Origin of the sequence: Chromobacterium sp. ATCC 53434 (genome assembly GCF_002848345.1) — a bacterium.
GTDB lineage: Bacteria > Pseudomonadota > Gammaproteobacteria > Burkholderiales > Chromobacteriaceae > Chromobacterium.
This window is the reverse complement of record NZ_CP025429.1, coordinates 179,191-204,194: the sequence shown is the minus strand read 5'-3', so window position 1 is coordinate 204,194 and position 25,004 is coordinate 179,191. Positions and strand designations below refer to the sequence as shown.

Sequence of the window (25,004 nt, the reverse complement as noted above, 5' to 3'; positions counted from 1 at the left end):
CCTATTCCGACCGTCCAGCGGTCAGGGACGGGCACAGTTCCAGCCACGTCGCCCCCTCGTCCAGCGCCGCCGCCAGGTTCTGGCAAAGTTCGGCTTTCTGCTGGAAAACGTTGTTATAGCTGATATTGCCGATGTGAAACCAGCTGTTGTCTATCATCTCGACCTTGGCCAGCGCGCCGCTCAGCGGGTCGGCCACTTCCGGAAACGCCCGGTCCGCCATCTTCAGCCGCGCCCGCGGCAGTTCCCGGTACACCGGACGCCAATTGCGTCCGCCGGTATCCAGGCCATTGGAAAAATCATACAGAAAGTTCAGCGCCCGATTCTCGACGAAAGCGCCGTCGAAAGCGCAGTAGCCGGCCCACAGCTGCCAGGCCCACTCGCTGACATTGGGCAGGCCGTACACTGCTTGCGCCGCCAGCGGGCGGAAGCAAGAGCTATCCAGCACCGGAATCATGTCGTGGTCGATGAAGGCGAAATGCGCCGGCCGCAGCTCCCGCACCACATTATGGTAAATCCAGTTCATCGCGAAGCCATGCGAGCGATTCACATGGCGCGTGGGATTGACCGGCAGGCCCAGATAGGGCACGTCGTTGGCGCGGCACACTTCGGCGATCTGGCGCCGCATCTCCGGACGCCGGGAATTGTCGAACACCAGCAGGCGCATGTCGGACAGATGGACGCGCGCCATTTTCAACTGCCAGTTCAACGCCCACGGCTGCTCGAAAGCCACCACCAGGCCCAGGCCCTGCGTCTGGCCGGCCAGGCCGTCGAGAAAGGCCGCTTGCCCCTCGACGCGCAGCGACTGGTAATGGCGCTGCCAGATATCGTTGCGCCATTGCTTCAAGGCGTCTTGGCAGGGCTGCAGACGCAGCCACTCGCCAACGGTGAATTGTGCTAGATCACGCATGATGGGGCGGACTTCCTGTTTCGAGCGCTAGATTCTATATCATTTGCCGGTCTTGGCCGCCGTTACCGCCGGTAACGGCGGGACTGCGCCGGTGGATTTCCGCCAGCAGCGCGCCGGCGGTGAACAGGAACAGATACAGCATGTGGTCCTTGTTGACGCTCTCCATCAACATGCGGCCCAGATAGCCTGCGGTGACCAGCATCAGCATCAGGCCCAGGATTTCCCGCCGCTGGCGGAAAGCCCGATAGCCGAAGCCGAGCAAGGTCGCGCAAAACGCCAGCCACAACAACACGCCCGGCAGGCCCAATCCCACCCCCCAGTCGATGAAGCCGCTGTGGCTGTGGCCGACATTGTTGGGATGGCCGGTTTCCGTCAGCGCCAGGGAAAAAGCGTTGCGGGCGAAACCATAGCCTTGCGGGCGGGCGATGATCAAATCCAGCCCGCTATGTATCCACGCCACCCGTTCGTAAGCGGATTCGTCGACCGTCCGGCCGTCATGCATCAGCGGATAAGGCGCGATCCGCAACCAGCCCTTGGTCGCCGGATAATTCCAGCCGGCGCGCGCCGACTCGAGGAAAACCTGGTTTCTGGTGTCTTCCTTGAAGGCATAGCCGGCCAGGGCGCCAACGGCCACCACCACCAGGACCACCAGCAGGACCGCCTTGCGCCAGCCCAGCCTCGCCCCGTCGAACAGCATGAAAATCACCAGCATCGAGAAGCACAGATAAACCAGGCCTATCATGCCGTTGCGAGCGCCCGCCTTCAGGCTGACGAACAAGATCAGCAGGCCGATCGCGCCCAGCGCCCAGCGCGGCAGCCGGGACAGACGCTCCTTGCCCGGCCGGTCGAAACAGAAGGCGGTGGCGACGAAGGCCAGCACGAAATTCATGAAGAAGGTGAATTCCAGCTTGGTCTCGGTCGTGAACGTCACCATGTACGGCCACTCGCCGTTCGTCCAGTAGCGATAGGCGCCGTGCAAGAATTCCACCGCCGCCAGCGACATGCCGGCCAACACCACCAGGTCCATGATGGACACCGGCAGGCGGCGGCGGAACAGAATCACGCCGACGACGAACCACAGCGCGCCGACCAGCAACTGGCTGTAGATTTCCGTCAACGCGTATTCGGTCCAATGCGACAGCAAGACCGCATGCAAGGCGGCGTAGGCGACGAAACCGCCCAGCAGCAGAGCCGGCAGCCGCAGCGGCCGCTCCACCGTCAAATCGGGCAGGCAGGCCAGCAGCAGCACGCCGAGAATGGCGTAACGCAGGGCCACGGTGTGCGACACATTGGCCATGGTCAGAAACACCAGCGCCAGCGCAACCAGCACGGTATCGAGTTGCAATAGCCGTCTCAAATCAATTCTCATGCCAACAATCCCATCAATTTCCGAATAACGTCGTCCGCATCGATCGCCTCCATGCAGGCGGCGCGACGGCACTCCCCGGCGCGCGCGCCCAGCTTGCGGCCGCAACGCAGCGCCCACTCCACCTCGCGATGGTGGACGCTGCTTTGTCCGCGGCAGGGAAACCAGGCCGGGCCGGCGCCCAGGCAAATCTGATTGCGGAAAAACCGGCTGGCGCCGAACAGCGTCTCGCTGCCCGGGCCGAACAGCATCAATAACGGCGCGCCGGCCACCTTGGCCAGATGGGCGATGCCGGTGTCCGGACAGACGCAGGCGCGGGCGCGGGCCAGCACCGCGCGCAACTGGGGCAGATTCAACGTCCCGGCGACCAAGACATCGCGTTCGGCGATCTCGATGCCGGCCAGCAGCGACTGCTCGCCCGGGCCGCAGGACCACAACACCCGGCAACCAGCGGTCCTCACCGCCTGAGCCAGGCGGTTCCAGGCCGCCGCGGTCCAATAACGGGTGGCGGAACTGGCGCCGACATGCAGCAACACATAGTCCGACGGCAACGCCATCGGCAGCTGGGTTTCCAGCGGCCAGTCGGCCAGATCGAACGGCGCCGGCTCCGGTCCGTCTATCAGCCGCGACGCGGTGTCGGTCCAGGCCTCCGGCTCCGCCGCGTACGGCACCGCCTCGTCGACCAGCCAGTTCTTGTAGGCCGGCGCCTCGCCGGCGAAGCCGACCACCCAGCGCGCGCCCAGCGCGCGCGCGAGGAAGCTCAGACGGTTTTCGCCCATCAGATAGACGATGTCGAAGCGCGGCTCGGCGAACAGGCGGCGGATCGACGCGAAATCGCGCGGCTGCCAGGGCAGCGGGCGCACGCCATAGGGCCGTCCGGCGTACAGCGGCGCCTGCGCCGGCGGGCAGGCCAGCGCGATCTCGGCGTCGGGGAAGCGCTGACGGGCCTTGGCCAGCAGGCTGGTCGCCATCAAGGCGTCGCCCAGCAGGAACTGATGCAGAACCAGCACCCGGCGCACCGCGCCGGGCGCCGGCTTGCGACGCCAGGGCTGCGCCAGCAGGCGCAGGAACAAGGCGGCGAAAATCAGCAAACGGCCGGGGAAACGTCCCGGCCTCATCGTGTGCTTTCCATCAAATCGACTCCATCGCCGAATCGGCCGCGCCGATCAGGCGGCTCCCAGCAAACGTTCAAACAGTTGCAGCATTCGCGACACCATCGCGGCCTCGGTCAACGGCAGCACCCGCAGCCGCGCCCGCTCGCCCATCGTCGGCCAGCGCTCCCGCGCCGCCAGCCAGCGAGCGACATTGCGCTGCCAGGCCGCGTCGTCGTCCGGCTCTGCCAGCCAGCCGGTCTCGTCCTCGCCCACCAGCTCGCCCGCGCCGCAGCGGGTGCTGGTCAACACCGGCAGGCCGCAGGCCATCGCCTCGGTCACCACCAGGCCGAACGGCTCGTACACCGACGGCAGGATGAAGCCGTCGGCGATGCCGTAATAGGCGCGCACATCGCGCTGCGTCCCCTGGAAATACACCCGGTCGGCCACGCCCAGGCTCTGCGCCTGCCGCCGGTAACGGTCCAGCTGCTTGTCTCCGCCGACCAGCACCAACCTCGCCTCGCGATGCGGCACGATGGCCCGTATCGCCTGGGCCGCGCCCTTGCGGGCGAAACCGGAGCCGACATACACCAGCACCGGCGCGTCGGCGGGAATGCCGAGTTGGCCGCGCAGCTCGTCGCGGCCGGCGCGCGCGGCGTCCGGGCGGAAGTGCTCGCTGTCGACGCCGTTGTGTATCACCTCGCAACGATCGGCTGGAATGCCGGCATGGCGGATCACATCCTGCTTCACCATCTCGGAAATGCAGATCACCGCGCGAAAATCGGGATGGCGGTACATTCGCCGCTCGGCCCGCAGCATGTAATGGTGATACGGGTTGAACCATATGGAGACGCGTGCCCGCCACCCCTGCTGCCGCACGCGGGCGGCCAGCCAGGCGGCATGGACGCCGTCATCCGCACGATAGACATGGCTGCCGGGAATGCGTTCATGCGACTGCACCAGATCGGCCCCCAGGCTGCGCCATGCCCGCCGCGCCGCGCCGGCGAAACCCCAATCGCGCCAGACGCTGCCCAGATAGAACGGCTTGACGCTGACCGCCTCCACGCCTTCCAGCGCTTCCCAGTTGCGGTTGATCAGCACCGGCTGGATGCCGTCCCGGCCCCGCAGTTGGCGGATGATGGCGCTGACGATGCGCTCGGCCCCGCCCGCCGGATTGTACTTCTGCCTGACGATGGCCAGACGCTTCATTTTGTTTCCTTTTGCAAAGCGTCCACCGCCGCCAGCACCTGATCGACGCCGATGCGCTCCAGGCACTCGCTGCGCCAACCGCCGCCACAGCCGGCGTTTCCGCAGGGCCGGCACGGCAGCTCGGCGCGGACCACCCGATGCGGCACCCGCCACGGCCCCCACTCGATGTCGCCGGACGGTCCGAACAGCGCCACGCAAGGCGTCGTCATCGCCGAGGCGATGTGCATCGGCACCGAATCGACGCCGATATACAGACTGGCACGATCTATCGCCGCCGCCAGCTCCTTCAACGAAAGCTGGCCGGCCAGACTGGCCACCGGCCGCGCCAGCCGGCTTTCGATATCGGCGATCATCGCCATTTCCTCGGCGCTCGGCGCCGCGGACAGCACCACTCGCTCGCCGCGGGCCGTCAGCGCGTCGATCAACGCCGCCATCCTGTCGGCCGGCCAGCTCTTGAACGACCAGCGCGAGGTCGGATGCACCAGCAAATAGCCGCTGGGCTCCAGGCCTCGCTCCGCCAGCTTGGCCGCCAGCGTCGCCTCGGCATTGTGCCCCGGCACCAGCACCAGCCGACGCTGCTCGTCGGACGGATAGACGCCGATGCGCCGCAGCGCGTCCAGATGCACCTCGATGGTATGGCGGCGGTTGCCCGGCACCTGCAGATAGCGGTGGCTGAAGCTTTTCTTGAAGAAACGACCGTACGGGCCGTTGGGTCCGACCGCCCAGCGCGGCGCGAGCAGGCGGGCCAGCCAGGCGCCGCGGTTATGCTCGGTCAGCGTGATCACCAGGTCGTAGCGCCGCGACCGCAAACGCGCCAGCAGCCCCAGCTCGGCGCGCAGCTGGCCGAGCGGCCCCAGCTTTTTCCAGCCCCGGTCTATCGTGTGCAGTTCGCTGATGTCGGGATGCAAGCTCAGCATCTCGCGGGTGTCGTGATAGACCAGCGCGTCGATTTCCAGCTGCGGCGCCTGCGCCCGCAGCGCGGAGAACACCGGCGAGGCCAGCAGCACGTCGCCGTGATGGCGCAGCTTGATCACCAGCGCGCGCCGGACGGCGGCGAGGTCGATAGGGTCGTTGAGCATCGATTAAAAAAGCCGGGCTATTCACCCGGCTCTGCATTCAGCAGTTGCAATAGATCGGCTATTTTATCAGGGTCCTCCGATCTGAGCATGCGCGTCGCGACGGGCGCGATTTCACCCAGATGGCTGGTCAGCACCTGCTGCTTGACCGCCAGCAGATTGGCCGGATGCATCGAGAACTTGCGCAAGCCCATGCCCAGCAGCAATCGGGTCAGCTTGGCGTCGCCGGCCATCTCGCCGCATACCGACACCGGAACGTCGGCCTTGATGCCGGTCTTGATGGTGTGCAGGATCAGCTTCAGCACCGCCGGATGGATCGGATCGTACAGGTGGCTGACGGTGTCGTCGTTGCGGTCTATCGCCAGCGTGTACTGGATCAGGTCGTTGGTGCCCACCGACAGGAAGTCGACATGCCTGGCCAGACTGCCGGCCACCAGCGCCGCCGACGGGATTTCTATCATCGCGCCCACTTCGATGTCGTCGGCGTAGGCGATGCCCTCGTCGCGCAACTCCTCCTTGGCGTAGTCGAACTGCAACAGCGCCTGCTTCAGCTCCGGCAGCGAGTTCAGCATCGGGAACAGCACGCGGATCTTGCCGTGCGCCGAGGCCCGCAGCAGCGCCCTCAACTGGGCGCGGAACATCAGCGGCTCGGCCAGGCACAGCCGGATGCCGGTCAGGCCCAGCGCCGGATTGTCGGCCTGGCAGTGATTCAGCCATTTCGGACTCTTGTCGGCGCCCAGGTCCATCGTGCGGATGGTGACCGGCATGCCCTTCAGCGCCACCGCCACATGGCGGTAGGCCTCGAACTGCTCGTCCTCGGTCGGCAGCGTGTCGCGGCCGAGGAAGAGGAATTCGCTGCGGAACAGGCCGACGCCGACGGCGCCCGACTCGCGGACGTCCTCGACGTCCTGCGGCCGCTCGATATTGGCGTACAGCTCGATCACCGTGCCGTCGCGGGTGACGGCGTGCGACTTGCGGATAGACGACAGCTTGCGGCGCGCGCCTCGCCAGGCGCGCTGGCGGCGGCGGTACTCGGTCAGCACCAGCGCGTCCGGATTGATGATCACCACGCCCTGCTGGCCGTCGACGATGATCATCTCGTCCTCGCGTATCAGCTCGCGGGCGTGGTGCAGCGCGATCACCGACGGCAGGTCCAGGCTGCGGCCCAGGATGGCGGTGTGCGAAGTGGCGCCGCCGACGTCGGTGACGAAGGCGGCGAAATTGGAATCCTTGAAATACACCATGTCGGCCGGCGACAGGTCGTGCGCGACCAGGATGTGGTCCTCGACCAGGTCTTCCGGCGCCGGCAGCTGCGGCGCGTCGCCGTCCAGATTATTGAAGATGCGCTCTATCACCTGCAGCACGTCGTTCTTGCGTTCGCGCAGGTAGTCTTCCTCGATGGCGTCGAACTGCTCGACCAGATGGTCGCATTGCAGCTTCAGCGCCCACTCGGCGTTGCAGTGCTGCTTCTCTATGATCTCGCGCGGCTCGCGCGAGATGGTGACGTCGCCGAGCAGCATGATGTGCAGCGACAGGAAGGCGCCGAGCTCGGCCGGCGCGTTCTCCGGGATGCTGCCCCACAGCATCTCCAACTCCTTGCGGGTCGCCCTCACCGCTTCGTCGAAGCGCGCCTTTTCCGCCGGAATCTCGTCCTCTTCCAGCAGATAGTGCGCGACATCGTCCATGCTGCGCGAAATCAGGTGGGCCCGTCCGATGGCGATGCCGCCGCCGATGGCCACACCGTGCAGGATGATGCTCATTGCCCCCTCCTCCGGCAGGCCGGTGTTATTGTGCTATGCCTGCCGCTGTCTCCGCCCGGAGGGCGCCGTCCGACCGTCTGTCGCCGTCCACGTCCCGGACGCCGGTCGGCAGCCCCAAGCGGGCTCCCTGAAAGCCGGGGCAAACCGGCCTCCCACTCAATGACGCGTCATTCCGCCTCGTCGAAACGATTGTTGATCAGCGCGATCAATGCCTCCATCGCCTGCTGCTCGTCGTCGCCGCTGACCTCCAGCTCCACCAGCGCGCCCTTGGCCGCCGCCAGCATCATCACGCCCATGATGCTCTTGCCGTTTACGCGGCGATTGTTGCGGGCGATGAAGATGTCGCTCTTGTAGCGGCTGGCCAACTGGGTGAACTTGCTGGACGCGCGCGCGTGCAGGCCAAGCTTGTTGATGATTTCGACTTCAGATCGCAGCATTACCTTCCCCCGGAATAATATAAAGCACGCCTTCCAGACCGCCGGTGATCGCCTTGCTGACGACGATCTCCAGCGGCTGGCTGCTGTAGCACAACGCACGCACCAGCATCGGCAGACTGGCGCCGGCCACCGCCTCTACGCGGCCGGGTCGGATCAGCCTGCTGGCGATGTTGGAGGGGGTGCCGCCGTACATATCGGTCAGCACCACCACGCCATCGCCCTGATCCAACCCGTCCACCAGGCTTTGCGCCTCGGCCAGCTTGCGTTCCGGGTCTTCGGTCTTGTCCACCGCCATCACAGCCAGATTTTCCGGCTCCCGGCCCAGGATGTGCTTGGCGCAATCGGCCAGGCTGCGTCCCAGGTCTCCATGTGCAATTATCAGAACACCTACCATGCCTGAGTCTTCGAATTTGGTGCGGCGGGACAGACTTACCTGCCGCGTTATTTTGAGCAAAGCTCGAACTTGCGCGGGCCGGGCCCGCGCATCCGCGCGATCAATCTTCCTGAATTGTAACAGCTGAATTCTCGCTGCGGCGGTACCAGGCCAGCTTGTCCGCCAATTCCACCACCTCGCCGACGATGATCAGCGCCGGCGACGCGATGCCGTGCGAGGCCATCAGACCGGGCAGACTGGACAAAGTGCCGCACACGGTGCGCTGTCGCTCCGTCGTGGCCCACTCCACCGCGGCCGCCGGCGTCCCGGCCGCGCGGCCGTGCTCGACGAAGGCCTGGCACAGCTCGGCCGCCGTCGACACGCCCATGTAGACCACCACCGTCTGCTGCGGCCGGGTCAGCGCCGGCCAATCCAGCTGTATCGTGCCGTCCTGCTTGTGGCCGGTGACGAAGGTGACCGACTGCGCGTAGTCGCGGTGCGTCAGCGGAATGCCGGCATAGGCGGCCGCGCCGCTGGCCGAGGTGATGCCCGGCACCACCTCGAAGGCGACGCCGTGTTCGGCCAGCGTGGCGATCTCCTCGCCGCCGCGGCCGAAGGTGAACGGATCGCCGCCCTTCAGCCGCAACACCCGCTTTCCCTGCTTAGCCAGATCGACCATCAGCTGGTTGATGTCGTCCTGCGGCAGCGCGTGATTGGCGCGCGCCTTGCCGACATAGACCCGCTCGGCGTCGCGCCGCACCAGGTCCAGCAAGGCCGGCGCCACCAGCTTGTCGTACAGCACCACATCGGCCTGCTGCATCAGCCTCAGCGCGCGGAAGGTCAGCAGGTCGGGATTGCCCGGCCCGGCGCCGACCAGGTAGACCGCGCCGGCGTCGCCGTCGCCGCCGGCGGCGATGCGCTTCTCCATCTCGCTGTGCGCCGCCGTCTCGTCGCCGTTCATCACCGTCTCGGCCAACGGGCCTTCCAGCACCGTTTCCCAGAAACGCCGCCGGCCGTCCACATCGGGGAAGCGCGCCTTGACTGCGTCGCGGAACGAGGAGCCGAAGCGCGCCAACCGGCCGTAACCGGCCGGGATCAGGCTCTCCAGCCGGGCGCGGATCAAGCGCGCCAGCACCGGCACGCTGCCGCCGCTGGCCACCGCTATCATCAGCGGCGAACGGTCGATGACGGCCGGGCTGATATAGCGCGACGCCTCGGCGTCGTCGACCACATTGACCAGCACGCCCAGCGCCTCGGCGTCGGCCGCCACCTGGCGGTTGACCGCCGCGTCGTCGGTGGCGGCCACCACCAGCCGCTGCCCGCTCAGCTGCCCGGCGGCGTAGCGGCCAGCCAGATGCTCGAGCTCGCAGCGTTCGGCCAGCCGCGCTAACTCCGGCACCAAGTCCGGCGCCGCGACCTGCAGCCGGGCGCCGGCCGCCAGCAGCAGGCGCGCCTTGCGCAGCGCCACCTCGCCGCCGCCGACCACCAGGCAGCGCTGGCCGCCCAGTTTCAGAAAAATCGGAAAGAAATCCATTCAACCACCTCGCGCCCGCGCCGCCGCGTAGCGTGCGCCAGCCAACTTGCTTGCCATCGCGGAATGTTCCGCCCTTTCGTCATCAAGCATACTGTATTTGTTGCATAAATACGACGCTTGGCTAGCGGCGCGGCGAGCGCCGCGCGGAACACCCCGCCGCTGATGTCAGAATTCCCGTTTCGACCCGCCGCCGTTTTCGTGGAGCGCTGTTTGATTCACCGTTCATTCCTTCCGGCGCTGGCCATGCTCGGCGGCCTGCTGCCGCTCTGGGCGCAGCCTGCGCAAGCCGGCAACGGCCATGTCGCTTCGCTCGCCGCCCAGGCCGGCTGGCTGCTGGCGCTGGCCGCCGCCGCGCTATGGCTGCAAAGCCGCCGCCAACACCGCCAGGCCCGCGCCACGGTGCAGGACGCCTGTCTCGGCCTGTTGGAATTCGACCTGCCGCGCCGCCACATGCGCGGCAGCGTGCACACGCTACAGCGGCTGCTCGGCATGCCGGCCCATACCCGCGACATGGACTTCCCGCGCTGGCTGCTGCTGCTGCACCCGGAGGACCGGCCGCGCTTCGCCCAGGTGCTGGAACTGCCGCCGCACATGCCCGAGGCCGGCCACGAATTCCGCGTCCGCCACTACAGCGGCCACTGGGAATGGCTGGAGTTGACGCTGCAGCCGGCCTGGCGCGCCGGCAAGGTCCACCGGCTCACCGCGATCTGCCGCATCGTCACCGCCCGCAAGCACGACGAGGCGGCGATGCTGCGCCGCGAGCAGCAGTTCCGCACCCTGGTGGAAAACTCCGAGGACATCATCGCCCGCTACGATCTGGAGCTGCATTGCCTGTTCATCAACCGCAGCGTGTCGCGCTTCTCCGACCTGCCGCTGGAGGACCACCTGGGCAAGACCCCGCGCGAAAAGGGCTGGACCGACGAGGCCAGCACCCGCTTCGAGCAGGAATGCCGCCAGCTGATCAATAACTGGGAGGCGCGCAGCTTCGAGCTGGAGCTGTTCCGCGACCGCCAGCGCCACACCTTCGAAATCCGCCTCTTCCCCGAATTCGACAGCGCCGGCATGCTCAAGTCCATCCTGTCGGTGGACCGCGAAGTCACCGCCAGCCGCCAGGGCGAGCGGCTGCTGGCCGAGGAAAACGCGGTGCTGGAAATGATAGCCGGCAACCGCCCGCTGGCGCAGACGCTGGAACAGATCTGCCAGATGCTGGAATCGCAGCAGCCGGAAAGCATGTGCAGCATCATGCTGCTGGACGGCGACGCCCAGTCGCTGCGCTTCGGCGCCGGACTCAATCTGCCGCCGGCCTACCGCAAGCTGGTGGAGCAGGTGGCCATCGGCCCGTCCAACGGTTCCTGCGGCACCTCGGCGCACTGGAAGCGCACCATCGTCGTCGACGACATCCTCAACAGCCCGCTGTGGGCGCACGCGCTGGACAAGGTGCGGCCGTTCGACCTGCGCGCCTGCTGGTCGGTGCCGATCTTCTCCAGCGACCGCCGGCTGCTGGGCACGCTGGCCAGCTATTACCGCGAGCCGCGCAGCCCGACGGCGGAAGAGCTGGCGCTGGCCCACCGCAGCACCCACATCGTCGCCATCGCTCTGCAGCGCCACGTGCACGAAAAGCAGCTATACCATCTGGCGACGCAGGACAGCCTGACCGAGCTGCACAATCGCCGCCAGTTCATCGAGCTGGCCGGCCGCGAATTCGAGCGCGGCCGCCGCCACCCCGGCCCGCTGGCGGTGATGATGATGGACCTCGATCATTTCAAGGAGATCAACGATCGCCACGGCCACGCCGTCGGCGACGCGGTGATCCGCCATTTCGCCGGCCTGTGCCGCGAGACGCTGCGCGCCAGCGATCTGTGCGGCCGGCTAGGCGGCGAGGAATTCGCCGCCGTGCTGCCGGATACCCGGCCCGAAGACGCGATGATGGTGGCGGAACGGCTGCGCGCCGCCGTCGCTGCGGCCGAGGTGCCGGCCGAAAATGGCCCGCTGTCCTACACCGTCAGCATCGGCGTGGCCGAGCGGCAGCCCGGCGAGAACGATATCGACGAGGTGCTCAGCCGCGCCGACAAGCTGCTGTATCAGGCCAAGCGCGACGGCCGCAACCGCGTCGTCGGCGCCAAGCCGCCGGCCGGCTCGGTTTCCGGCTAGAATGCCGCCTTTTGCTCCCCTTCCCGCCGTGAACCGCTGGCATACCGATTATCTGCGCCATCCGCTGTACCGCCCGGTGCGGCAGCTGGTGCCGCCGCTATCCGACTGGCCCGACCAGGCCGGCTACGACGCGCTGCTCGCGGCCGCCCGCGCCGGCGGCGCGCCGCTGCCTGCCGGCCTGCGCTTCGTCTGCGAACTGGAACCCGAGGCCTATTACGAAAGCCATATCGGCGCGACCGGCGAAGTGCCGACCCGCCTCGACAACTGGCACGACTGGTTCAACGCGCTCGCCTGGCTAGCCTGGCCGCTGGCCAAGACGGCGCTGAACCGGCGCCACCTGCGCGCGATCGCGGGCGGCGAGACCAGGCGCGGGCCGCTGCGCGACGCCGCGACGCTGCTGGACGAGTGCGGGGTGATCGTGGCCGTCGCCGATCCGGCGCTCGGCCGGGCGCTGGACGATATGCGCTGGACGCGGCTGTTCGTCGAGCGGCGCGCCGACTGGGGACGGCGCGTCGAGGCGTTCGCGCTGGGCCACGCGGTGATGGAAATGGGACTGACGCCGCATATAGGCTGGTGCGGCAAGGCCTGGATCGTCGAGGTGGACGACGGCTTCTTCGAGCTGGACCACGCGGCGCGCCGGCGGGCGCTGGACGCCAGGCTCGCGGCGCTGCTGGACGACGACGCCGCGCTGCCGACGCCCCGCGCGCTGTGCCCGCTGCCGCTCTTGGGCATACCGGGCTGGTGGCCGGACAACGAGAACCCGGCCTTCTACGACAATACCGCCTACTTCTGCCCGACGCGGCGGGCGAAGTCCTCGACCGTCACCGCCTGAAGCTGGTCGGTCAGCGGCCCGAGCAAGTCGGACAGCGTCGCGTCGACCGCGTCGCCGCGGCCGCCGTCGCGGCGATAGACAAACAGCTCGAACAGCTCCGCCAGCGAGATCGCCGACACCCGCTTCATCAGCACCCAGGCGTCGCCGTGGCCCTTCTGCACATAACCGCGCTGCGCCAGCCGGTCCAGCACCAGGCCCAGCTCGTCGTAGCCGACCTTGACCGCCTGCCGCAGCCGCGGCGGCGTCAGCGCCTCGCCGCGCGTCTGCGCCCGATCCAGCAGCAACAGCACTTCCAGCGCGTCGAGGAAACGGCGGTGCGGCTCGTTGCGGCGGCGCCAGGCGCCGCCCTCCCAGTACGACAGCGCCGAGGTGAACACCGCGCCGGCCAGTACCACCAGCCACAGGCAATAGACCCATAACAGGAAGATGGGGATGCTGGCGAAGGCGCCGTAGACCAGCTGGTAGCTGGCGATCTGGCCGATGTAGAAGCCGAAGCCGGCCTTGGTGCACTCCAGCAGCAAGGCCGTGGCCAGCGCGCCCCAGGCCGCGTGGCGGAAGGGCACGAAGCGGTTGGGCACGATGCAGTACAGCAGCGACAGCACCAGCGCGGTCAAGACGATGCTGCCGCCGGCCTCGACCAGGCTGGCCAGCAACGGCAGATTCTTCTCGAAGCGGGTGACGCGGAACAGCCAGCGCCACGACAGCAGGCCGCCGCCGAGCACCAGCGGCCCCAGCGTCAGCACCGTCCAGTAAACCATGCTCTGCTGCAGCCACGGCCGGCCGCGGCGCACGCCCCAGATCGCGTTGAAGGTGCGTTCCACGGTGGACATCAGCATCAGCGCGGTGACGCCCAGCATCACGATGCCGGCGGCGGTCAGCTTCTCGGCGTTGTCGGCGAACTGGCGCATGTAGACGGTGATCACCTTGCCGGCGAACTCCGGCACCAGCGTCGACAGCAGCATGATCTTGAAGCGGGCGCTGTAGTCGGAAAACACCGGAAACGCGGACAGCACCGTCAGCGCGATGGTGAACAGCGGCACCAGCGCCAGCAGCGTGGTGAAGGTCAGGCTGCCCGATACCTGCAGCACGCGCAGGCCTCCCATGCGGCGGGAGAGGAAGCGGGCGAAGCCCAAATAGGGTTCTAGGCGTTGGACTTGCATGGGCGCAAAGGTAAAGCCAAAGCGGCGCTGAGGCAAGGTTAGCCGCTTTGCCCTATCATGCGGCGATCGAACGCTATCCGAGATCATCATGCTAGACATCCTGGTGCTGTATTACAGCCAGCACGGCTCCACCCTCGAACTGGCGCGGCTGATCGCCCGCGGCGTCGACGCCGTTCCCGGCTGCCAGGCGCGGCTGCGCACCGTGCCCAAGGTCTCCGCCGTCTGCGAGGCCGTCGAGGCCGCCATTCCCGACGACGGCGCGCCCTATGTCGAGCGCCAGGACCTGATCGACTGCGCCGGCCTGGCGCTGGGCAGCCCGACCCGCTTCGGCAATATGGCCTCGGCGATGAAATACTTCCTCGACGGCACCAGCGGCGAATGGATGCAGGGCGCGCTGGCCGGCAAGCCGGCCTGCGTGTTCACCAGCTCGGCCTCGATGCACGGCGGCCAGGAATCGACGCTGCTGACGATGATGATCCCGCTGCTGCACCACGGCATGGTGATCGCCGGCCTGCCGTACTCCGAGGCGGCGCTGGCCGCCACCCAGAGCGGCGGCACGCCGTACGGCGCCAGCCACGTCGCGGGCATAGACAAGCGCCAGGCGCTCAGCGAGCACGAGAAGGCGCTGGCGCTGGCGCAGGGGAAGCGGCTGGCGGAGTTGGCGGTGAAGCTAGCTGCGAGATGAGATGGGGGTAAGAAACAGCCTGACGAGACAGACTGAAAATGAAAGATGAAGAATCATTTCTTGCCCGTTTTCTTCTTTGCATTAACGAGTGCAGAAGCCGCTAATGCTTTAGTTAATTTGCTCGTTGCTTTGCCACTCAATGCCTTCGATGCGGCTGAAGCTACTACTTTTGAAGTCTGAACGGCGTTTTTCTTACTGCTCATGACATGGTTCCTTCACACCAACCACCACAAAATACGGCAAAAAACATTAACCCAGAACACTAGATATAGTAACAAAAAGGCCTAGCTGCAAATATTTCCACCTCCATCAGGGGCAGAGTCCGCTCCGCGGACGATATTTGAATGCCGGTTCCGCCCGGCGGACGGGCCGGGGGCTGCGCGGCCAGCCCCCCGGCGCCCCCAGGCCGCCCCTCATCGCGCGAAACCCCGGCAAAAAACACCGGGCGAGGCGCCGCCGGAACTAGCCGCGCGCTAACGTCGCGCGGCGTCGAACAGCCGGCGTCTTAAAACCTCGCCCGGCGCTTTTTTACCGGCACGCTCCGAAGGGGACAAGGGGTGCGTCGCATTCGTTCCAAACATCGAGGACAGGGGGTACAACGCAACACTCCAACCCCAATTCGATAACTTGGAACCGCACCGACGCACCCCATCCCCATCAGCGCAAGCCGGCTCCGAAGCCATTCCCAAGGTTTTAAGCCGCCAACTGTTTGAGCGGGGCGACGTTAGCGCCCCGCGAGTTGGGCGGCGCCTTGGGAATGGTTTCGGAGACGGGGTTTCGCCGCACTGTTGGGGCGGCCTGGGGGTGCAGGGGGGCTGGCCGCGCAGCCCCCCTGCCTGCCCGGCGGGCAACCCCGCCGTGTAAATCATCGGTCCGCGAAGCGGACACATCCGGTGCGTCGCCCCTACGGGGTGACGCACCCTACGTGGCTCGGTCTCCCGCAAGAAAAGGGCTTTCGCGATCGGACCATCGATGCCCAGCCAGATCAGGACGCGGCGAAGAAACTGCTTGGCGGCGCGCCCAGTTCGCGCTTGAACATCGTCGCGAAGGCGCTGGGGCTGGAATAGCCCAGGTCCAGCGCCACCTTCAGCACGCTGTCGCCGCAGGCCAGCCGCTGCAGCGCCAGCATCAGCCGCGCCTGGCGCCGCCACTGGCCGAAGCTGAGGCCGGTCTCGCGGCGGAAGCGGCGCTGCAGGGTGCGCGGGTCCAGCGCCAGCTCGCGCGCCCATTCGGTCGCGCCGCGCGCGTCGTCCGGCTTTTCCAGCCAGACCGCGCACAACTGCCGCAACGCCGGCGACGCCGGCTGCGGCAAGGACAGCGGCAGCACCTCGGCGCGGCCTATCTCGTCCAGCAGCAGGTCCATCACCCGCTCGTCGCGGCCGCCGGGCGCGCACGGCGCCTTGACCGTCATCGCCGCGACCACCAGCTCGCGCAGCAGCGGCGACACTTCCAGCACGCAGCAGTCCTCGGGCAGGCCGGCCAGCCGGTCGCGCCGGACATAGATGCTGCGCATCCGCACCGGACTGACCATCCTGACCTCGTGCCAGGTGCCTATCGGCAGCCAGATCGCCCGCGTCGGCGGCACGATCCACTGGCCGCGCTCGGTACCGACCAGCATCAGCCCCTCCACCGCGCACAAGAGCTGGGCGGTAGGATGGTTGTGGCGCGGCGTCTCCAGTCCGGCCGGATAGTCGCGCGGCTTGCCGACGACCGGCTGCAGGCCGAGGTCGAACTCGTTCAGATGATCGAAACTGTCCACTCTGCCTCTTTCAACAAGATGGTTGCCTCATTTTCGCAGGACTGGCGCGATTACGCTTGCTAGCATCAGGCTACCCACTGTATCGAGCACCGTTTGATGACCACCAGCAGCCAGACTCTCGCCCCGGCCCAGGACACGCGCTTTCGCGTGCTCGGCGCCATCAGCTTCTCGCATTTCCTCAACGACATGCTGCAATCCCTTCTGGTGGCGCTGTATCCGCTGCTGAAGGGCAACTACCACCTGAGCTTCGCCGAGATCGGCCTGATGACCTTCACCTACCAGTGCACGGCCTCGCTGCTGCAACCGGTGGTCGGCATCTACACCGACAAGCGGCCGCAGCCGTATTCGCTGGTGTTCGGCATGGGCTCGACGCTGGCCGGCCTGCTGTTGCTGGCCAATGCCGGCAGCTTCGCGCTGCTGCTGCTGGCCGCCGCGCTGATCGGCACCGGCTCGTCGATCTTCCACCCGGAATCGTCGCGCGTCGCGCGGATGGCCTCCGGCGGCCGGCCCGGCCTCGCCCAGTCGATCTTCCAGGTCGGCGGCAACGCCGGCAGCGCCACCGGTCCGCTGCTGGCGGCGCTGATCGTCATCCCGCTGGGCCAGCACAGCGTCGCCTGGTTCGGCCTGGCCGCGCTGCTGGCGATGTATGTGCTGTACCGCGTCGGCCAGTGGTATTCGCATCAGCACCGCCAGGCGAAGAAGCACACCGCCGTGTCCCGGCCCGAGCTGTCGTCGGCGCGGGTCAAGCTGACGCTGCTGATCCTGCTGCTGCTGGTGTTCTCCAAGCACTTCTACCTGGCCAGCATCACCAGCTACTACACCTTCTATCTGATACACCATTTCCATGTCGGCGTGCAGTCGGCGCAGCTCTACCTGTTCATGTTCCTGTTCGCGGTGGCCGCCGGCACGGTGCTGGGCGGCCCGATAGGCGACGCCATCGGCCGCAAGCGGGTGATCTGGTTCTCGATACTCGGCGTCGCGCCGCTGACGCTGCTGCTGCCGCACGCCACGCTGTTCTGGACCGCGATGCTGTCGCTGCCGATAGGCTTCATCCTGGCCTCGGCCTTCCCGGCCATCCTGATCTACGCGCAGGAGCTGCTGCCGGGCAAGGTCGGCATGGTGTCCGGCATGTTCTTCGGCTTCGCCTTCGGCATCGGCGGCATCGGCGCCGCGGTGCTGGGCCAGCTGGCGGACAGCCGCGGCATCGAGTTCGTCTACCTGCTGTGCTCCTTCCTGCCGCTGCTGGGCATCGTCGCGATGGCCCTGCCCGACCTGCGCCGCAAGGCGGCCTGAGTCCGCGCCCGGACAACGCGCCCGCCCGGGCGCGTTGTCCGCCATTTCGTCTCCCCCAGCCTATTCCCTACCTGCCGCATGGCCTTGTCGAATTCGCGTTATACTCCAATGGCTCGCCATTGCTCGACATTAAATGACAAATAAATAATCAATTCATCGCCATTCCCGGCCGCCGCCGCGTCCGCAGATTTGCAAACGATAATTACTAGCATTATCATGCATTTCAGCGCCCTGTACGCGCGGGCCATTCAATAAGGAAAACATAATGCGTCGCTTTGTCTGCCAGCTGGCCATCGCCAGCGTCGCCCTGTCCGCCTCCTTCGCCGCCATGGCCAAGGAATACCCGATCGGCAAGCCCGCTCTGAAGAACGGCATGGAAATCGGCGCCGTCTACCTGCAGCCGACCAAGATGGAGCCGGACGGCATGATGCTGAAGCCGGAAGCGTCCGACGTGCACCTGGAAGCCGACATCCACGCCACCAAGAACAATCCGAACGGCTTCGAAGAAGGCGCCTGGATGCCGTACCTGGTGATCAAGTACGAACTGACCAAGGTCGGCGGCAAGACCCAGAAGGGCGATCTGATGCCGATGGTGGCCAACGACGGCCCGCACTACGGCGACAACGTCAAGCTGCAAGGCCCGGGCAAGTACAAGCTGAAATACACCATCATGCCGCCGTCGGCCAACGAACACGCCCACTTCGGCCGCCACGTCGACAAGGAAACCGGCGTCGGCCCGTGGTTCAAGCCTTTTGAAGTGAACTACGAGTTCACCTACGCCGGCATCGGCAAGAAGGGCGGCTATTGATTCGCGTATCGAGAATGTGAACGCAAAGCATTCTTGATTTCGATACAATAAAACGGCGCGGGCACGAGACCCGCGCTGTTTCTCATTCCGGAACGACGACTTCGATGACCTCTCTGCGCCTGATGGCCGCCGCCCTGATGGCCGGCCTGCTTTCCGCCTCGGCCCTGGCCGACGACATGCCCGTGTTCAAGCTGCAAATGAAGGACGGCCAGCTGAACCCCGCCCGGCTGATGGTTCCCGCCGGCAAGAAATTCAAGATCGAAGTGATGAATGTCGGCAAGACGCCGGCCGAGTTCGAAAGCATCACGCTGCGCAAGGAAAAGGTCTTGGGTCCCGGCGCGGAATCGTTCCTGGTGTTCCAGCCGCTCTCCCCCGGCGAATACAAGTTCTTCGACGACTTCCATCCGAAGACCGGCCAGGGCGTGATCGTCGCCAAGTAATACTGACAAGGAACAAGCAATGGGACAGGTTCTCTTCATCGTCTGGCGCGAGAGCGTGGAAGCGCTGCTGGTGGTCGGCATCCTCAACGCCTGGATGAACCACAATCCGGCCGGCCGCGCCGGCAAACCGTATCTGTGGGGCGGCGTGGCGCTGGGCCTGGCGATGGCGGTGGCGCTGGCCGTCGCGCTGTTCGCCGCCGGCACGCTGATGGCCGGCGCGCAGGACTACTTCCAGACCGGCATGGTCTTCATCGCCGCGGCGCTGATCGTGCAGATGGTGCTGTGGATGCGCGAGCACGGCCGCACGCTGAAGAAGGAACTGGAGAGCGGCCTGTCCGAACGCGCCGCCGGCAACAACTGGTGGGGCGTGACGGTGCTGGCCGCGCTGGCCGTCGCCCGCGAGGGCAGCGAGTGCGTGGTCTTCCTGTACGGCATGCTGGCCGAGGCCCACGGCATGGAGCTGGCGCGGATGGGCGTGGCCGGTCTCGCCGGCCTGGCGCTGGCCTTCCTGACCTTCTATCTGCTGCAACTGGGCGGCAAGGTGTTGTCGTGGCGGCTGTTCTTCCGCGTCACCGAGATCATGCTGCTGCTGCTCGGCGCCTCGCTGTTCCTCAACGGCGTCGAGCGGCTGATGTCGATGGACCTGCTGCCGCCGCTGGTCGACCCGCTGTGGGACAGCTCCGCGCTGCTTGACGACATGAGCCCGGTCGGCGGCCTGGTGGCCGCGCTGACCGGCTATCGCTCGCATCCGGCGCTGACCAGCCTGATCGCCTACGCGCTGTTCTGGGCGGCGATCTGGGCGCTGTTCCAGTGGCGCAACCGCCGCCAGGCGGCCTCGGCATGAAAGCCGGCCGCCCCGCCCGCTCGCCGCAGCGGGTGATCCCCATCGTCGCCGCCCCGTCGGGCGGCGGCTCCTGTAGCCCGGAGCGGCGGCCGCGCGGCCTGCTGGCGCTCGCGGGCGACTGGCTGCGCGATCACGCGACCTTGCTGCGCCGGCTGCAATGGGCGGTGGTGCTGGTCTACGCCTTCCTGCTGATCGTGCCGGCCTGCCTGGCGCTGCCCGAAGACACGGCGCGGATGTGGGACAATCTGACCATCTTCGCCCAGTTCGTGTTCTGGGGCATCTGGTGGCCCTTCGTGCTGCTGTCGATGGTGCTGTTCGGCCGGCTGTGGTGCGGTGTGCTGTGTCCCGAGGGCGCGCTGTCGGAATGGGCGGCGCGCAAGGGCATGGGACGGCCGATTCCGCGCTGGATGCGCTGGGGCGGCTGGCCCTTCGTCGCCTTCGTGCTGACCACGGTCTACGGCCAGCTGGTCAGCGTCTACCAGTATCCGAAGGCCGCGCTCCTGGTGTTGGGCGGCTCCACCGTCGCCGCCGTCGTCGTCGGCTTCGTCTACACCCGCGGCAAGCGCGCCTGGTGCCGCCATCTGTGCCCGGTCAACGGCGTGTTCGGCCTCTTGTCCAAGCTGGCGCCGCTGTACTACCGCGTCGACGAGGCCGCCTGGAAGGCCGACCATCAGCGGACGCCGGCGGTCGATTGCGCGCCGTTGCAGCCGCTCAGGCATATGCAGGGCGGCAGCGGCTGCCATATGTGCGGCCGCTGCAGCGACCACCGCGGCGCGATAAACCTGAGCTTGCGCCCGTCCAGCGACGAGGTGGTCCGCGTCGCCGCGCGCGAGGCCGACGGCTGGCAGACCGCGCTGATCGTCTACGGCCTCCTGGGCGTGGCGATGGGCGCCTTCCACTGGACCATGAGCCCCTGGTTCGTCGCGCTGAAGCAGGCCGCCGCCGAATGGCTGGTGGACCGCGACATCATGTGGCCGCTGGACACCGGCGCCCCGTGGTGGCTGCTGACCCATTATCCGCAGCACAACGACGTGTTCTCCTGGCTGGACGGCATGGCGCTGATCGCCTACGTCGCCGCCACCGCGCTGGTCCTGGGCAGCGGCATCCTCGCCTCGCTGGCGCTGGCGGTGCGCGTCTGCGGCCGCTGGCAAACGCAACGGCTGCACCATCTGGCCCAGGCGCTGATTCCGCTGGCCGGCTGCGGCGTCTTTCTCGGCCTGTCGGCACTGACGGTGACGCTGTTGAAGGCCGAGGGCTTCGACATGCGCTGGGTCAACGACGCGCGTCTGGCGCTGCTCATCGGCGCCAATCTGTGGGCGCTGCATCTGGCGCGCGGCATCCTGGCGCGCTGGGACAACGGCGTCCGCCGCTGGGCGGCGCTGCTGCCGTTCTGCGCCGCGCTGGCGCTGGTCGACTGCGCCTGGGGCTTCATGTTCTGGTGGTGGTGAGTCCTTGGTTGAGGCCGGCGGCTGTGCGATAACACAGTATCCCCGGCTCGCAAGGAATCGCCATGTGGCGTCTGCTGTTATCCGCCCTCGCTCTGTTGCTGGCGCCGCGCGCGCCGGCGGCCGAGCCGACGGTGGAACTGGCCACCGGAGAATGGCCGCCCTATGTGTCCCAGCAACTGCCCGCCCAGGGCGTGTTCACCGAAATCGTCCGCGAGGCCTTCCGCCGCGCCGGCTACCGGGTGCAGCTGACCTTCCAGAGCTGGCCGCAGACCGAATGGCAGACCAAGACCGGCAAGGCCGCCGCCGCCTTCCCCTACCGCCCGACGCCGGAGCGGGAAAAGGACTTCGATTTTTCCGCGCCGCTGATGCATGCCAACAGCTATCTGTTCTATTACAAGCCGCGGATGCCGCATCCGCCGCCGCAGTTCAAGTCGCTGGACGAGCTGCGCGGCTACCGCATCGCCACCCAGCTCGGCTACTGGTATATCCCGCTGTTCCAGCAGCACAAACTGAACACGCTGCTGACCACAGACGAAGTCAACGCACTGCGGCAGCTGCAGCTGGGACATCTGGACCTGGTGCCGATGGTGCTGGAGCGCGGACTGTTCCTGATACGCAGCTCGATGCCGGGGCGAGAGCGGGAGTTCGGCTACATTCCTACGCCGATGGACAAGGACACGCCGCTGGGACTGATGTTTTCGCGCAGCTATCCGCAGGTCGCGCGGATACGCGAGGATGTCGGCCGGGCGCTGGCCCAGATGGACAAGGACGGTAGCCTGAAGGCGATCTACCAGCGCAACTTCCCCGAGGCTACGCCGCCGCGCGGACCAGCGTCGGCCGCAACACGCGGATCACCTCCCGCGGACTGATGCCGATCAGGAAGCCGCGCTTGCCGCCGTTGACATAGATGGTGTCGAGTTCGGCGATGCTGGCCTCCATATACACCGGCATCGGGTGGCGGGTGCCGAAGGGGCTGGTGCCCCCGACCTGGTAGCCGCTGTGCTTGTCGGCGGTTTTCGGATCGCAGGGCTGGATCTTCTTGACGCCGGCCTGCCTGGCCAGCATGCCGGTGCCGACCTCGCGATCGCCGTGCATCAGCACGATCAGCGGCCGCCGGTTCTCGTCTTCCATGATCAGCGTCTTCACCACGCAGTGCTCGTCGACGCCAAGCTCGCGCGCCGACACCGTGGTGCCGCCCTTTTCCTCGTATTTGTACAGATGCTCGCTGTATTCCACTTGGTGCTGGCGCAGCACGCGGATGGCCTGGGTGACCGGGGCTTTTTCCTTGGACATGATGGCGGATCGGGCAAAAGGCCCACTTTAGCACACCGGGCGATCCGGATCGCCGGCCAGCCGCTCCAGATTGTCGGGCAGCGGCAGCTGCCAGGGCCGCGCGCCGCGGGCGCGGGCCAGCTTGGCCAGCGCCGGCGGAAAGTAGACGGTCACCTCGCAGTGCAGCCGGCGATCGGAGTCGCGCAGCACGAACAGCGCCCAAGCCGCGACGCCGGCGGACGCTGCGGCGGCGGCCAGCTCGTCCAGCAGCGGCTGGGCGCAGACGCCGTCGCCCAGCGCCAGCGCGAACCAGCCGTCGCCGTCCGTCACCGCAGCCGCTCCCGCACCGTTTCCTCCCGCCAGCCGGACTCGCTGCCGCTCAGCAGGTCGCGCAGCGAAACAATGCCCACCAGTTCCGCGCCGTCCGCCCCGCCGAGCACCGGCAGCCGGCTGACGCCCAGCTGCGCCATCAGGCCGGCGGCATGGCGGGCGCTCATTCCCTCGCGCAGCGCCTGCTCCGGCGGCAGCGGCTCGGCCAGCTCGACGCACGGCCGCGCGTCGTCCGACTCGCCATGCAGATGGCGCCGCAACAGCATGCCGGCCACGCGGCCGTCGCTCAGCACCGGATAACCGTGATGGCCGGGCGCCGCGCCGAAATAACGCCGCCTGGCCTCGGCCAGCGGCAGCGCGCCATCTATCGTCACCACCTCGCGCGTCATCACCTCGGCCACATGCAGCCGCTCCAGCGGGTCGACGCCGTATTCCCGGTGCACGTGCAGGCCGCGGCGGGCGATTTTCTCGGTCATGATCGAACGCCGCATCGTCAGCGCCGTCACGCCGCAGGCGACCGCGGTGGTCAGCATCAGCGGCAGCAAGGCCGCGCCGTCGCCGGTCAGTCCGAAGGCGAACACGATGGCGGTGATAGGCGCGCCCAGCACGCTGCCCAGCACCCCGGCCATGCAGACCAGCGCCCACAGCTCCGTCGGGCCGCCGGGCAGGATGGGCGCCAGCGCGACGCCGAGACCGGCGCCGAGCATCAGCAGCGGCGCCAGCACGCCGCCGGAGGTGCCGGAACCCAGCGCCGCCACCCAGATGACGGCCTTGACCGCCAGCAGCGCCAGCACCACGGCCAGCGCCAGCCGGTTGTGCAGCAGATCGCCGATCACGTCGTAGCCGACGCCGAGCGCGCGCGGCTCCAGCCAGCCGCCGATGCCGACCGCCAGGCCGCCGATGGCCGGCCACCACATCCAGTGCAGCGGCAGTTTGGCGAAACCGTCCTCGGTCCGGTACAGCGCCAGCGTCAGCAACGCCGCCAGGGCGCCGCTCAGCAGGCCGGCGACGACGCAGGAGCCCAGCGCGGCGATGGAGACCGCCGGCGTGCTCAGCGGGAACAATGGGCCGGCCGGAAAGAACAGCGGCCGCAAAAAGCCGGCCGCGGCGCAGGCCAGCGCCACCGGCAACAGGCTGCGCGGCCGCAATTCGAACAGCAGCAGTTCCACCGCCAGCAGCAGCGCCGCCACCGGCGTGCCGAAAATCGCCGTCATGCCGGCGCAGGCGCCGGCCACCAGCAGGGTCTTGCGCTCCGCCGCCGTCAAATGCAGGTATTGCGCCAGCAGCGAACCGAGCGAGCCGCCGGTCATGATGATGGGCCCCTCGGCGCCGAACGGCCCGCCGCTGCCGATGACGATGCCGGACGACAACGGTTTGAGCAGCGCCACCTTCGGCGACATCCGGCTCTGGCCGAACAGGATGGCCTCCATCGCCTCCGGGATGCCGTGGCCGCGGATCTTGTCGCTACCGTAGCGCGCGATCAGGCCGACCAGCAGGCCGCCTATCGCCGGCGCGGCGATCGCCCAAGCGCCCAGCGCGTGGTGGGCCGGCGAACGCTCGGCCAGCGACAGCGTCTGGTAGTAGAACAGATTGGTGAACAGGCGGATCAGGTCCAGCAGGACCACGGCCGCCATGGTGCTGACCGCGCCGATGATCAGCGCGACGCCGGACAGCGGCAGCAGCCGGCCGTCCACCAGATAATCCCGCTTGGCCCCGCTCATCGCGCGGCGTCCCCATCGTTGAAGGCGGTGATCCGCGACACCCGGAACACGTTCTGCAGCGAACGCAGCTCGGTCTCGTGCCGCGCGGCCAGCCGCGCGAGGAAGCGCTCGCCGGCGTCGCTCAGGTGCACCTCCACCTGGCGGCGGTCCGCTTCGTGCTTGCGGCGTATCACCAGCCCCAGCTCCTCGCAGCGGGTCAGCAAGGCCACCGCGCCGTGATGCTGGATCTGCAGCCGCTCGGCCAGCTCGCCGACCGTCGCCCAGTCCCGGCCGGGAAAGCCGCGCACATGCAGCAACAGCAGATACTGCAGCGGCGTCAGCCCCTCGCCCTTGGCCGCGCGTTCGCTGAAGTGCAGGAAGCGCCGCAGCTGGTAACGGAATTCGGACAGCGCCTCGTATTGCTGCTTGGCCATGCCTGCGGCCGTCTCAGCGTGGTTCTCCATCGGTCTTTCACTCGAAAATATATCATGTCTTGATATTTATACCGAGTGCGGGACCGATAGGCAAA

Annotated in this window: 25 protein-coding genes; 9 read left to right on the top strand and 16 right to left on the bottom strand. The window is 67.4% G+C overall.

Annotated features, from left to right (window positions below):
• Position 1: 1 nt before the first annotated feature.
• The 9 genes from CXB49_RS00960 to cysG form a co-directional block, all read right to left on the bottom strand.
• Positions 2 to 907: a hypothetical protein gene (locus CXB49_RS00960; RefSeq protein ID WP_158300567.1), complete on the bottom strand. Its 906-nt coding sequence runs from the start codon at positions 905 to 907 to the stop codon at positions 2 to 4.
• A 34-nt stretch (positions 908 to 941) separates the two neighbouring features.
• Positions 942 to 2,276, bottom strand: coding sequence for an O-antigen ligase (locus tag CXB49_RS00955; RefSeq protein WP_101706676.1), 1,335 nt, complete (start codon positions 2,274 to 2,276; stop codon positions 942 to 944).
• Positions 2,273 to 3,391 (bottom strand): glycosyltransferase family 9 protein, encoded by a 1,119-nt coding sequence (locus CXB49_RS00950; RefSeq protein WP_101706675.1) that lies wholly within the window; start codon positions 3,389 to 3,391, stop codon positions 2,273 to 2,275. Before CXB49_RS00950 ends, CXB49_RS00955 begins: the two co-directional genes overlap by 4 nt.
• Positions 3,392 to 3,439: 48 nt before the next feature.
• Positions 3,440 to 4,573 (bottom strand): glycosyltransferase family 4 protein, encoded by a 1,134-nt coding sequence (locus tag CXB49_RS00945; RefSeq protein ID WP_101706674.1) that lies wholly within the window; start codon positions 4,571 to 4,573, stop codon positions 3,440 to 3,442.
• Positions 4,570 to 5,652, bottom strand: a complete 1,083-nt coding sequence (gene rfaQ / locus CXB49_RS00940; RefSeq protein WP_101706673.1) for a putative lipopolysaccharide heptosyltransferase III — start codon at positions 5,650 to 5,652, stop codon at positions 4,570 to 4,572. Before rfaQ ends, CXB49_RS00945 begins: the two co-directional genes overlap by 4 nt.
• Positions 5,653 to 5,669: 17 nt before the next feature.
• Positions 5,670 to 7,409 (bottom strand): phosphoenolpyruvate--protein phosphotransferase, encoded by a 1,740-nt coding sequence (ptsP, locus tag CXB49_RS00935; protein WP_101706672.1) that lies wholly within the window; start codon positions 7,407 to 7,409, stop codon positions 5,670 to 5,672.
• Between the two features lie 167 nt (positions 7,410 to 7,576).
• On the bottom strand, positions 7,577 to 7,846 hold the full coding sequence (locus tag CXB49_RS00930) for an HPr family phosphocarrier protein (RefSeq protein ID WP_101706671.1): 270 nt from the start codon (positions 7,844 to 7,846) through the stop codon (positions 7,577 to 7,579).
• A complete protein-coding gene (locus CXB49_RS00925) occupies positions 7,833 to 8,240 on the bottom strand; it encodes a PTS sugar transporter subunit IIA (RefSeq protein ID WP_101706670.1) in 408 nt (135 codons plus the stop codon). Before CXB49_RS00925 ends, CXB49_RS00930 begins: the two co-directional genes overlap by 14 nt.
• A gap of 100 nt (positions 8,241 to 8,340) precedes the next feature.
• Positions 8,341 to 9,753 (bottom strand): siroheme synthase CysG, encoded by a 1,413-nt coding sequence (gene cysG / locus CXB49_RS00920; protein WP_101706669.1) that lies wholly within the window; start codon positions 9,751 to 9,753, stop codon positions 8,341 to 8,343.
• Positions 9,754 to 9,963: 210 nt separating this feature from the next.
• On the opposite strand from cysG, the gene CXB49_RS00915 reads away from it, so the two are divergent.
• Together CXB49_RS00915 and CXB49_RS00910 are read left to right on the top strand one after the other, a co-directional pair.
• Positions 9,964 to 11,904 carry a diguanylate cyclase gene (locus CXB49_RS00915; protein ID WP_158300566.1) on the top strand — a complete coding sequence of 647 codons (1,941 nt, stop codon included), beginning with the start codon at positions 9,964 to 9,966 and terminating at the stop codon, positions 11,902 to 11,904.
• A 28-nt stretch (positions 11,905 to 11,932) separates the two neighbouring features.
• A complete protein-coding gene (locus CXB49_RS00910; RefSeq protein WP_101706667.1) occupies positions 11,933 to 12,736 on the top strand; it encodes a DUF3025 domain-containing protein in 804 nt (267 codons plus the stop codon).
• Here CXB49_RS00910 and CXB49_RS00905 read toward each other — a convergent pair.
• Positions 12,688 to 13,896, bottom strand: a complete 1,209-nt coding sequence (locus tag CXB49_RS00905; protein ID WP_101706666.1) for a YihY family inner membrane protein — start codon at positions 13,894 to 13,896, stop codon at positions 12,688 to 12,690. The genes CXB49_RS00910 and CXB49_RS00905 overlap by 49 nt on opposite strands.
• An 88-nt stretch (positions 13,897 to 13,984) precedes the next feature.
• On the opposite strand from CXB49_RS00905, the gene wrbA reads away from it, so the two are divergent.
• Complete coding sequence (gene wrbA / locus CXB49_RS00900) at positions 13,985 to 14,581, top strand: NAD(P)H:quinone oxidoreductase (RefSeq protein WP_101706665.1); 597 nt, start codon at positions 13,985 to 13,987, stop codon at positions 14,579 to 14,581.
• Between the two features lie 53 nt (positions 14,582 to 14,634).
• On the opposite strand, the gene CXB49_RS23170 is transcribed toward wrbA, so the two are convergent.
• A complete protein-coding gene (locus tag CXB49_RS23170; RefSeq protein ID WP_158300565.1) occupies positions 14,635 to 14,784 on the bottom strand; it encodes a hypothetical protein in 150 nt (49 codons plus the stop codon).
• A 782-nt stretch (positions 14,785 to 15,566) separates the two neighbouring features.
• Entirely contained in the window at positions 15,567 to 16,340 is a 774-nt protein-coding gene (locus CXB49_RS00895; protein WP_101706664.1) for a helix-turn-helix transcriptional regulator, read from the bottom strand.
• Positions 16,341 to 16,436: 96 nt separating this feature from the next.
• Here CXB49_RS00895 and CXB49_RS00890 point away from each other — a divergent pair, with 96 nt between their 5' ends.
• The 6 genes from CXB49_RS00890 to CXB49_RS00865 all read left to right on the top strand — a co-directional run bounded on the left by CXB49_RS00890 (position 16,437) and on the right by CXB49_RS00865 (position 22,042).
• On the top strand, positions 16,437 to 17,633 hold the full coding sequence (locus CXB49_RS00890; protein WP_101706663.1) for an MFS transporter: 1,197 nt from the start codon (positions 16,437 to 16,439) through the stop codon (positions 17,631 to 17,633).
• Positions 17,634 to 17,898: 265 nt separating this feature from the next.
• Positions 17,899 to 18,441, top strand: a complete 543-nt coding sequence (locus CXB49_RS00885) for an iron transporter (protein WP_101706662.1) — start codon at positions 17,899 to 17,901, stop codon at positions 18,439 to 18,441.
• A gap of 104 nt (positions 18,442 to 18,545) precedes the next feature.
• Positions 18,546 to 18,881 (top strand): cupredoxin domain-containing protein, encoded by a 336-nt coding sequence (locus CXB49_RS00880; RefSeq protein ID WP_101706661.1) that lies wholly within the window; start codon positions 18,546 to 18,548, stop codon positions 18,879 to 18,881.
• A gap of 19 nt (positions 18,882 to 18,900) precedes the next feature.
• Complete coding sequence (locus tag CXB49_RS00875; RefSeq protein WP_101706660.1) at positions 18,901 to 19,725, top strand: FTR1 family protein; 825 nt, start codon at positions 18,901 to 18,903, stop codon at positions 19,723 to 19,725.
• Positions 19,722 to 21,173, top strand: coding sequence for a 4Fe-4S binding protein (locus CXB49_RS00870; protein WP_101706659.1), 1,452 nt, complete (start codon positions 19,722 to 19,724; stop codon positions 21,171 to 21,173). The genes CXB49_RS00875 and CXB49_RS00870 overlap by 4 nt, the downstream gene beginning before the upstream one ends.
• A gap of 62 nt (positions 21,174 to 21,235) precedes the next feature.
• Positions 21,236 to 22,042, top strand: coding sequence for an ABC transporter substrate-binding protein (locus CXB49_RS00865; protein WP_101706658.1), 807 nt, complete (start codon positions 21,236 to 21,238; stop codon positions 22,040 to 22,042).
• On the opposite strand, the gene ybaK is transcribed toward CXB49_RS00865, so the two are convergent.
• Genes ybaK through CXB49_RS00845 form a run of 4 tightly spaced genes read right to left on the bottom strand, consistent with a single transcriptional unit; the run spans position 21,984 to position 24,939 of the window.
• Complete coding sequence (gene ybaK / locus CXB49_RS00860; protein WP_101706657.1) at positions 21,984 to 22,466, bottom strand: Cys-tRNA(Pro) deacylase; 483 nt, start codon at positions 22,464 to 22,466, stop codon at positions 21,984 to 21,986. The two genes, CXB49_RS00865 and ybaK, sit on opposite strands and share 59 nt — an antisense overlap.
• 27 nt (positions 22,467 to 22,493) lie before the next feature.
• Entirely contained in the window at positions 22,494 to 22,775 is a 282-nt protein-coding gene (locus CXB49_RS00855) for a hypothetical protein (RefSeq protein ID WP_101706656.1), read from the bottom strand.
• Positions 22,772 to 24,496 carry a chloride channel protein gene (locus tag CXB49_RS00850; protein WP_101706655.1) on the bottom strand — a complete coding sequence of 575 codons (1,725 nt, stop codon included), beginning with the start codon at positions 24,494 to 24,496 and terminating at the stop codon, positions 22,772 to 22,774. The genes CXB49_RS00855 and CXB49_RS00850 overlap by 4 nt, the downstream gene beginning before the upstream one ends.
• Positions 24,493 to 24,939, bottom strand: coding sequence for a MarR family transcriptional regulator (locus CXB49_RS00845; RefSeq protein WP_101706654.1), 447 nt, complete (start codon positions 24,937 to 24,939; stop codon positions 24,493 to 24,495). Before CXB49_RS00845 ends, CXB49_RS00850 begins: the two co-directional genes overlap by 4 nt.
• Positions 24,940 to 25,004: the final 65 nt, after the last annotated feature.

Coding starts and splice junctions, on each gene's coding strand:
- wrbA (WP_101706665.1), top strand. CDS start 13,985: ATGCTAGACATCCTGGTGCTGTATTACAGCCAGCACGGCTCCACCCTC.
- CXB49_RS00930 (WP_101706671.1), bottom strand. CDS start 7,846: ATGCTGCGATCTGAAGTCGAAATCATCAACAAGCTTGGCCTGCACGCG.
- CXB49_RS00865 (WP_101706658.1), top strand. CDS start 21,236: ATGTGGCGTCTGCTGTTATCCGCCCTCGCTCTGTTGCTGGCGCCGCGC.
- CXB49_RS23170 (WP_158300565.1), bottom strand. CDS start 14,784: ATGAGCAGTAAGAAAAACGCCGTTCAGACTTCAAAAGTAGTAGCTTCA.
- CXB49_RS00870 (WP_101706659.1), top strand. CDS start 19,722: ATGAAAGCCGGCCGCCCCGCCCGCTCGCCGCAGCGGGTGATCCCCATC.
- CXB49_RS00885 (WP_101706662.1), top strand. CDS start 17,899: ATGCGTCGCTTTGTCTGCCAGCTGGCCATCGCCAGCGTCGCCCTGTCC.
- CXB49_RS00925 (WP_101706670.1), bottom strand. CDS start 8,240: ATGGTAGGTGTTCTGATAATTGCACATGGAGACCTGGGACGCAGCCTG.
- CXB49_RS00955 (WP_101706676.1), bottom strand. CDS start 2,276: ATGAGAATTGATTTGAGACGGCTATTGCAACTCGATACCGTGCTGGTT.
- cysG (WP_101706669.1), bottom strand. CDS start 9,753: ATGGATTTCTTTCCGATTTTTCTGAAACTGGGCGGCCAGCGCTGCCTG.
- CXB49_RS00890 (WP_101706663.1), top strand. CDS start 16,437: ATGACCACCAGCAGCCAGACTCTCGCCCCGGCCCAGGACACGCGCTTT.
- ptsP (WP_101706672.1), bottom strand. CDS start 7,409: ATGAGCATCATCCTGCACGGTGTGGCCATCGGCGGCGGCATCGCCATC.
- CXB49_RS00850 (WP_101706655.1), bottom strand. CDS start 24,496: ATGAGCGGGGCCAAGCGGGATTATCTGGTGGACGGCCGGCTGCTGCCG.
- rfaQ (WP_101706673.1), bottom strand. CDS start 5,652: ATGCTCAACGACCCTATCGACCTCGCCGCCGTCCGGCGCGCGCTGGTG.
- CXB49_RS00945 (WP_101706674.1), bottom strand. CDS start 4,573: ATGAAGCGTCTGGCCATCGTCAGGCAGAAGTACAATCCGGCGGGCGGG.
- CXB49_RS00950 (WP_101706675.1), bottom strand. CDS start 3,391: ATGAGGCCGGGACGTTTCCCCGGCCGTTTGCTGATTTTCGCCGCCTTG.
- ybaK (WP_101706657.1), bottom strand. CDS start 22,466: ATGTCCAAGGAAAAAGCCCCGGTCACCCAGGCCATCCGCGTGCTGCGC.
- CXB49_RS00845 (WP_101706654.1), bottom strand. CDS start 24,939: ATGGAGAACCACGCTGAGACGGCCGCAGGCATGGCCAAGCAGCAATAC.
- CXB49_RS00880 (WP_101706661.1), top strand. CDS start 18,546: ATGACCTCTCTGCGCCTGATGGCCGCCGCCCTGATGGCCGGCCTGCTT.
- CXB49_RS00905 (WP_101706666.1), bottom strand. CDS start 13,896: ATGCAAGTCCAACGCCTAGAACCCTATTTGGGCTTCGCCCGCTTCCTC.
- CXB49_RS00875 (WP_101706660.1), top strand. CDS start 18,901: ATGGGACAGGTTCTCTTCATCGTCTGGCGCGAGAGCGTGGAAGCGCTG.
- CXB49_RS00960 (WP_158300567.1), bottom strand. CDS start 907: ATGCGTGATCTAGCACAATTCACCGTTGGCGAGTGGCTGCGTCTGCAG.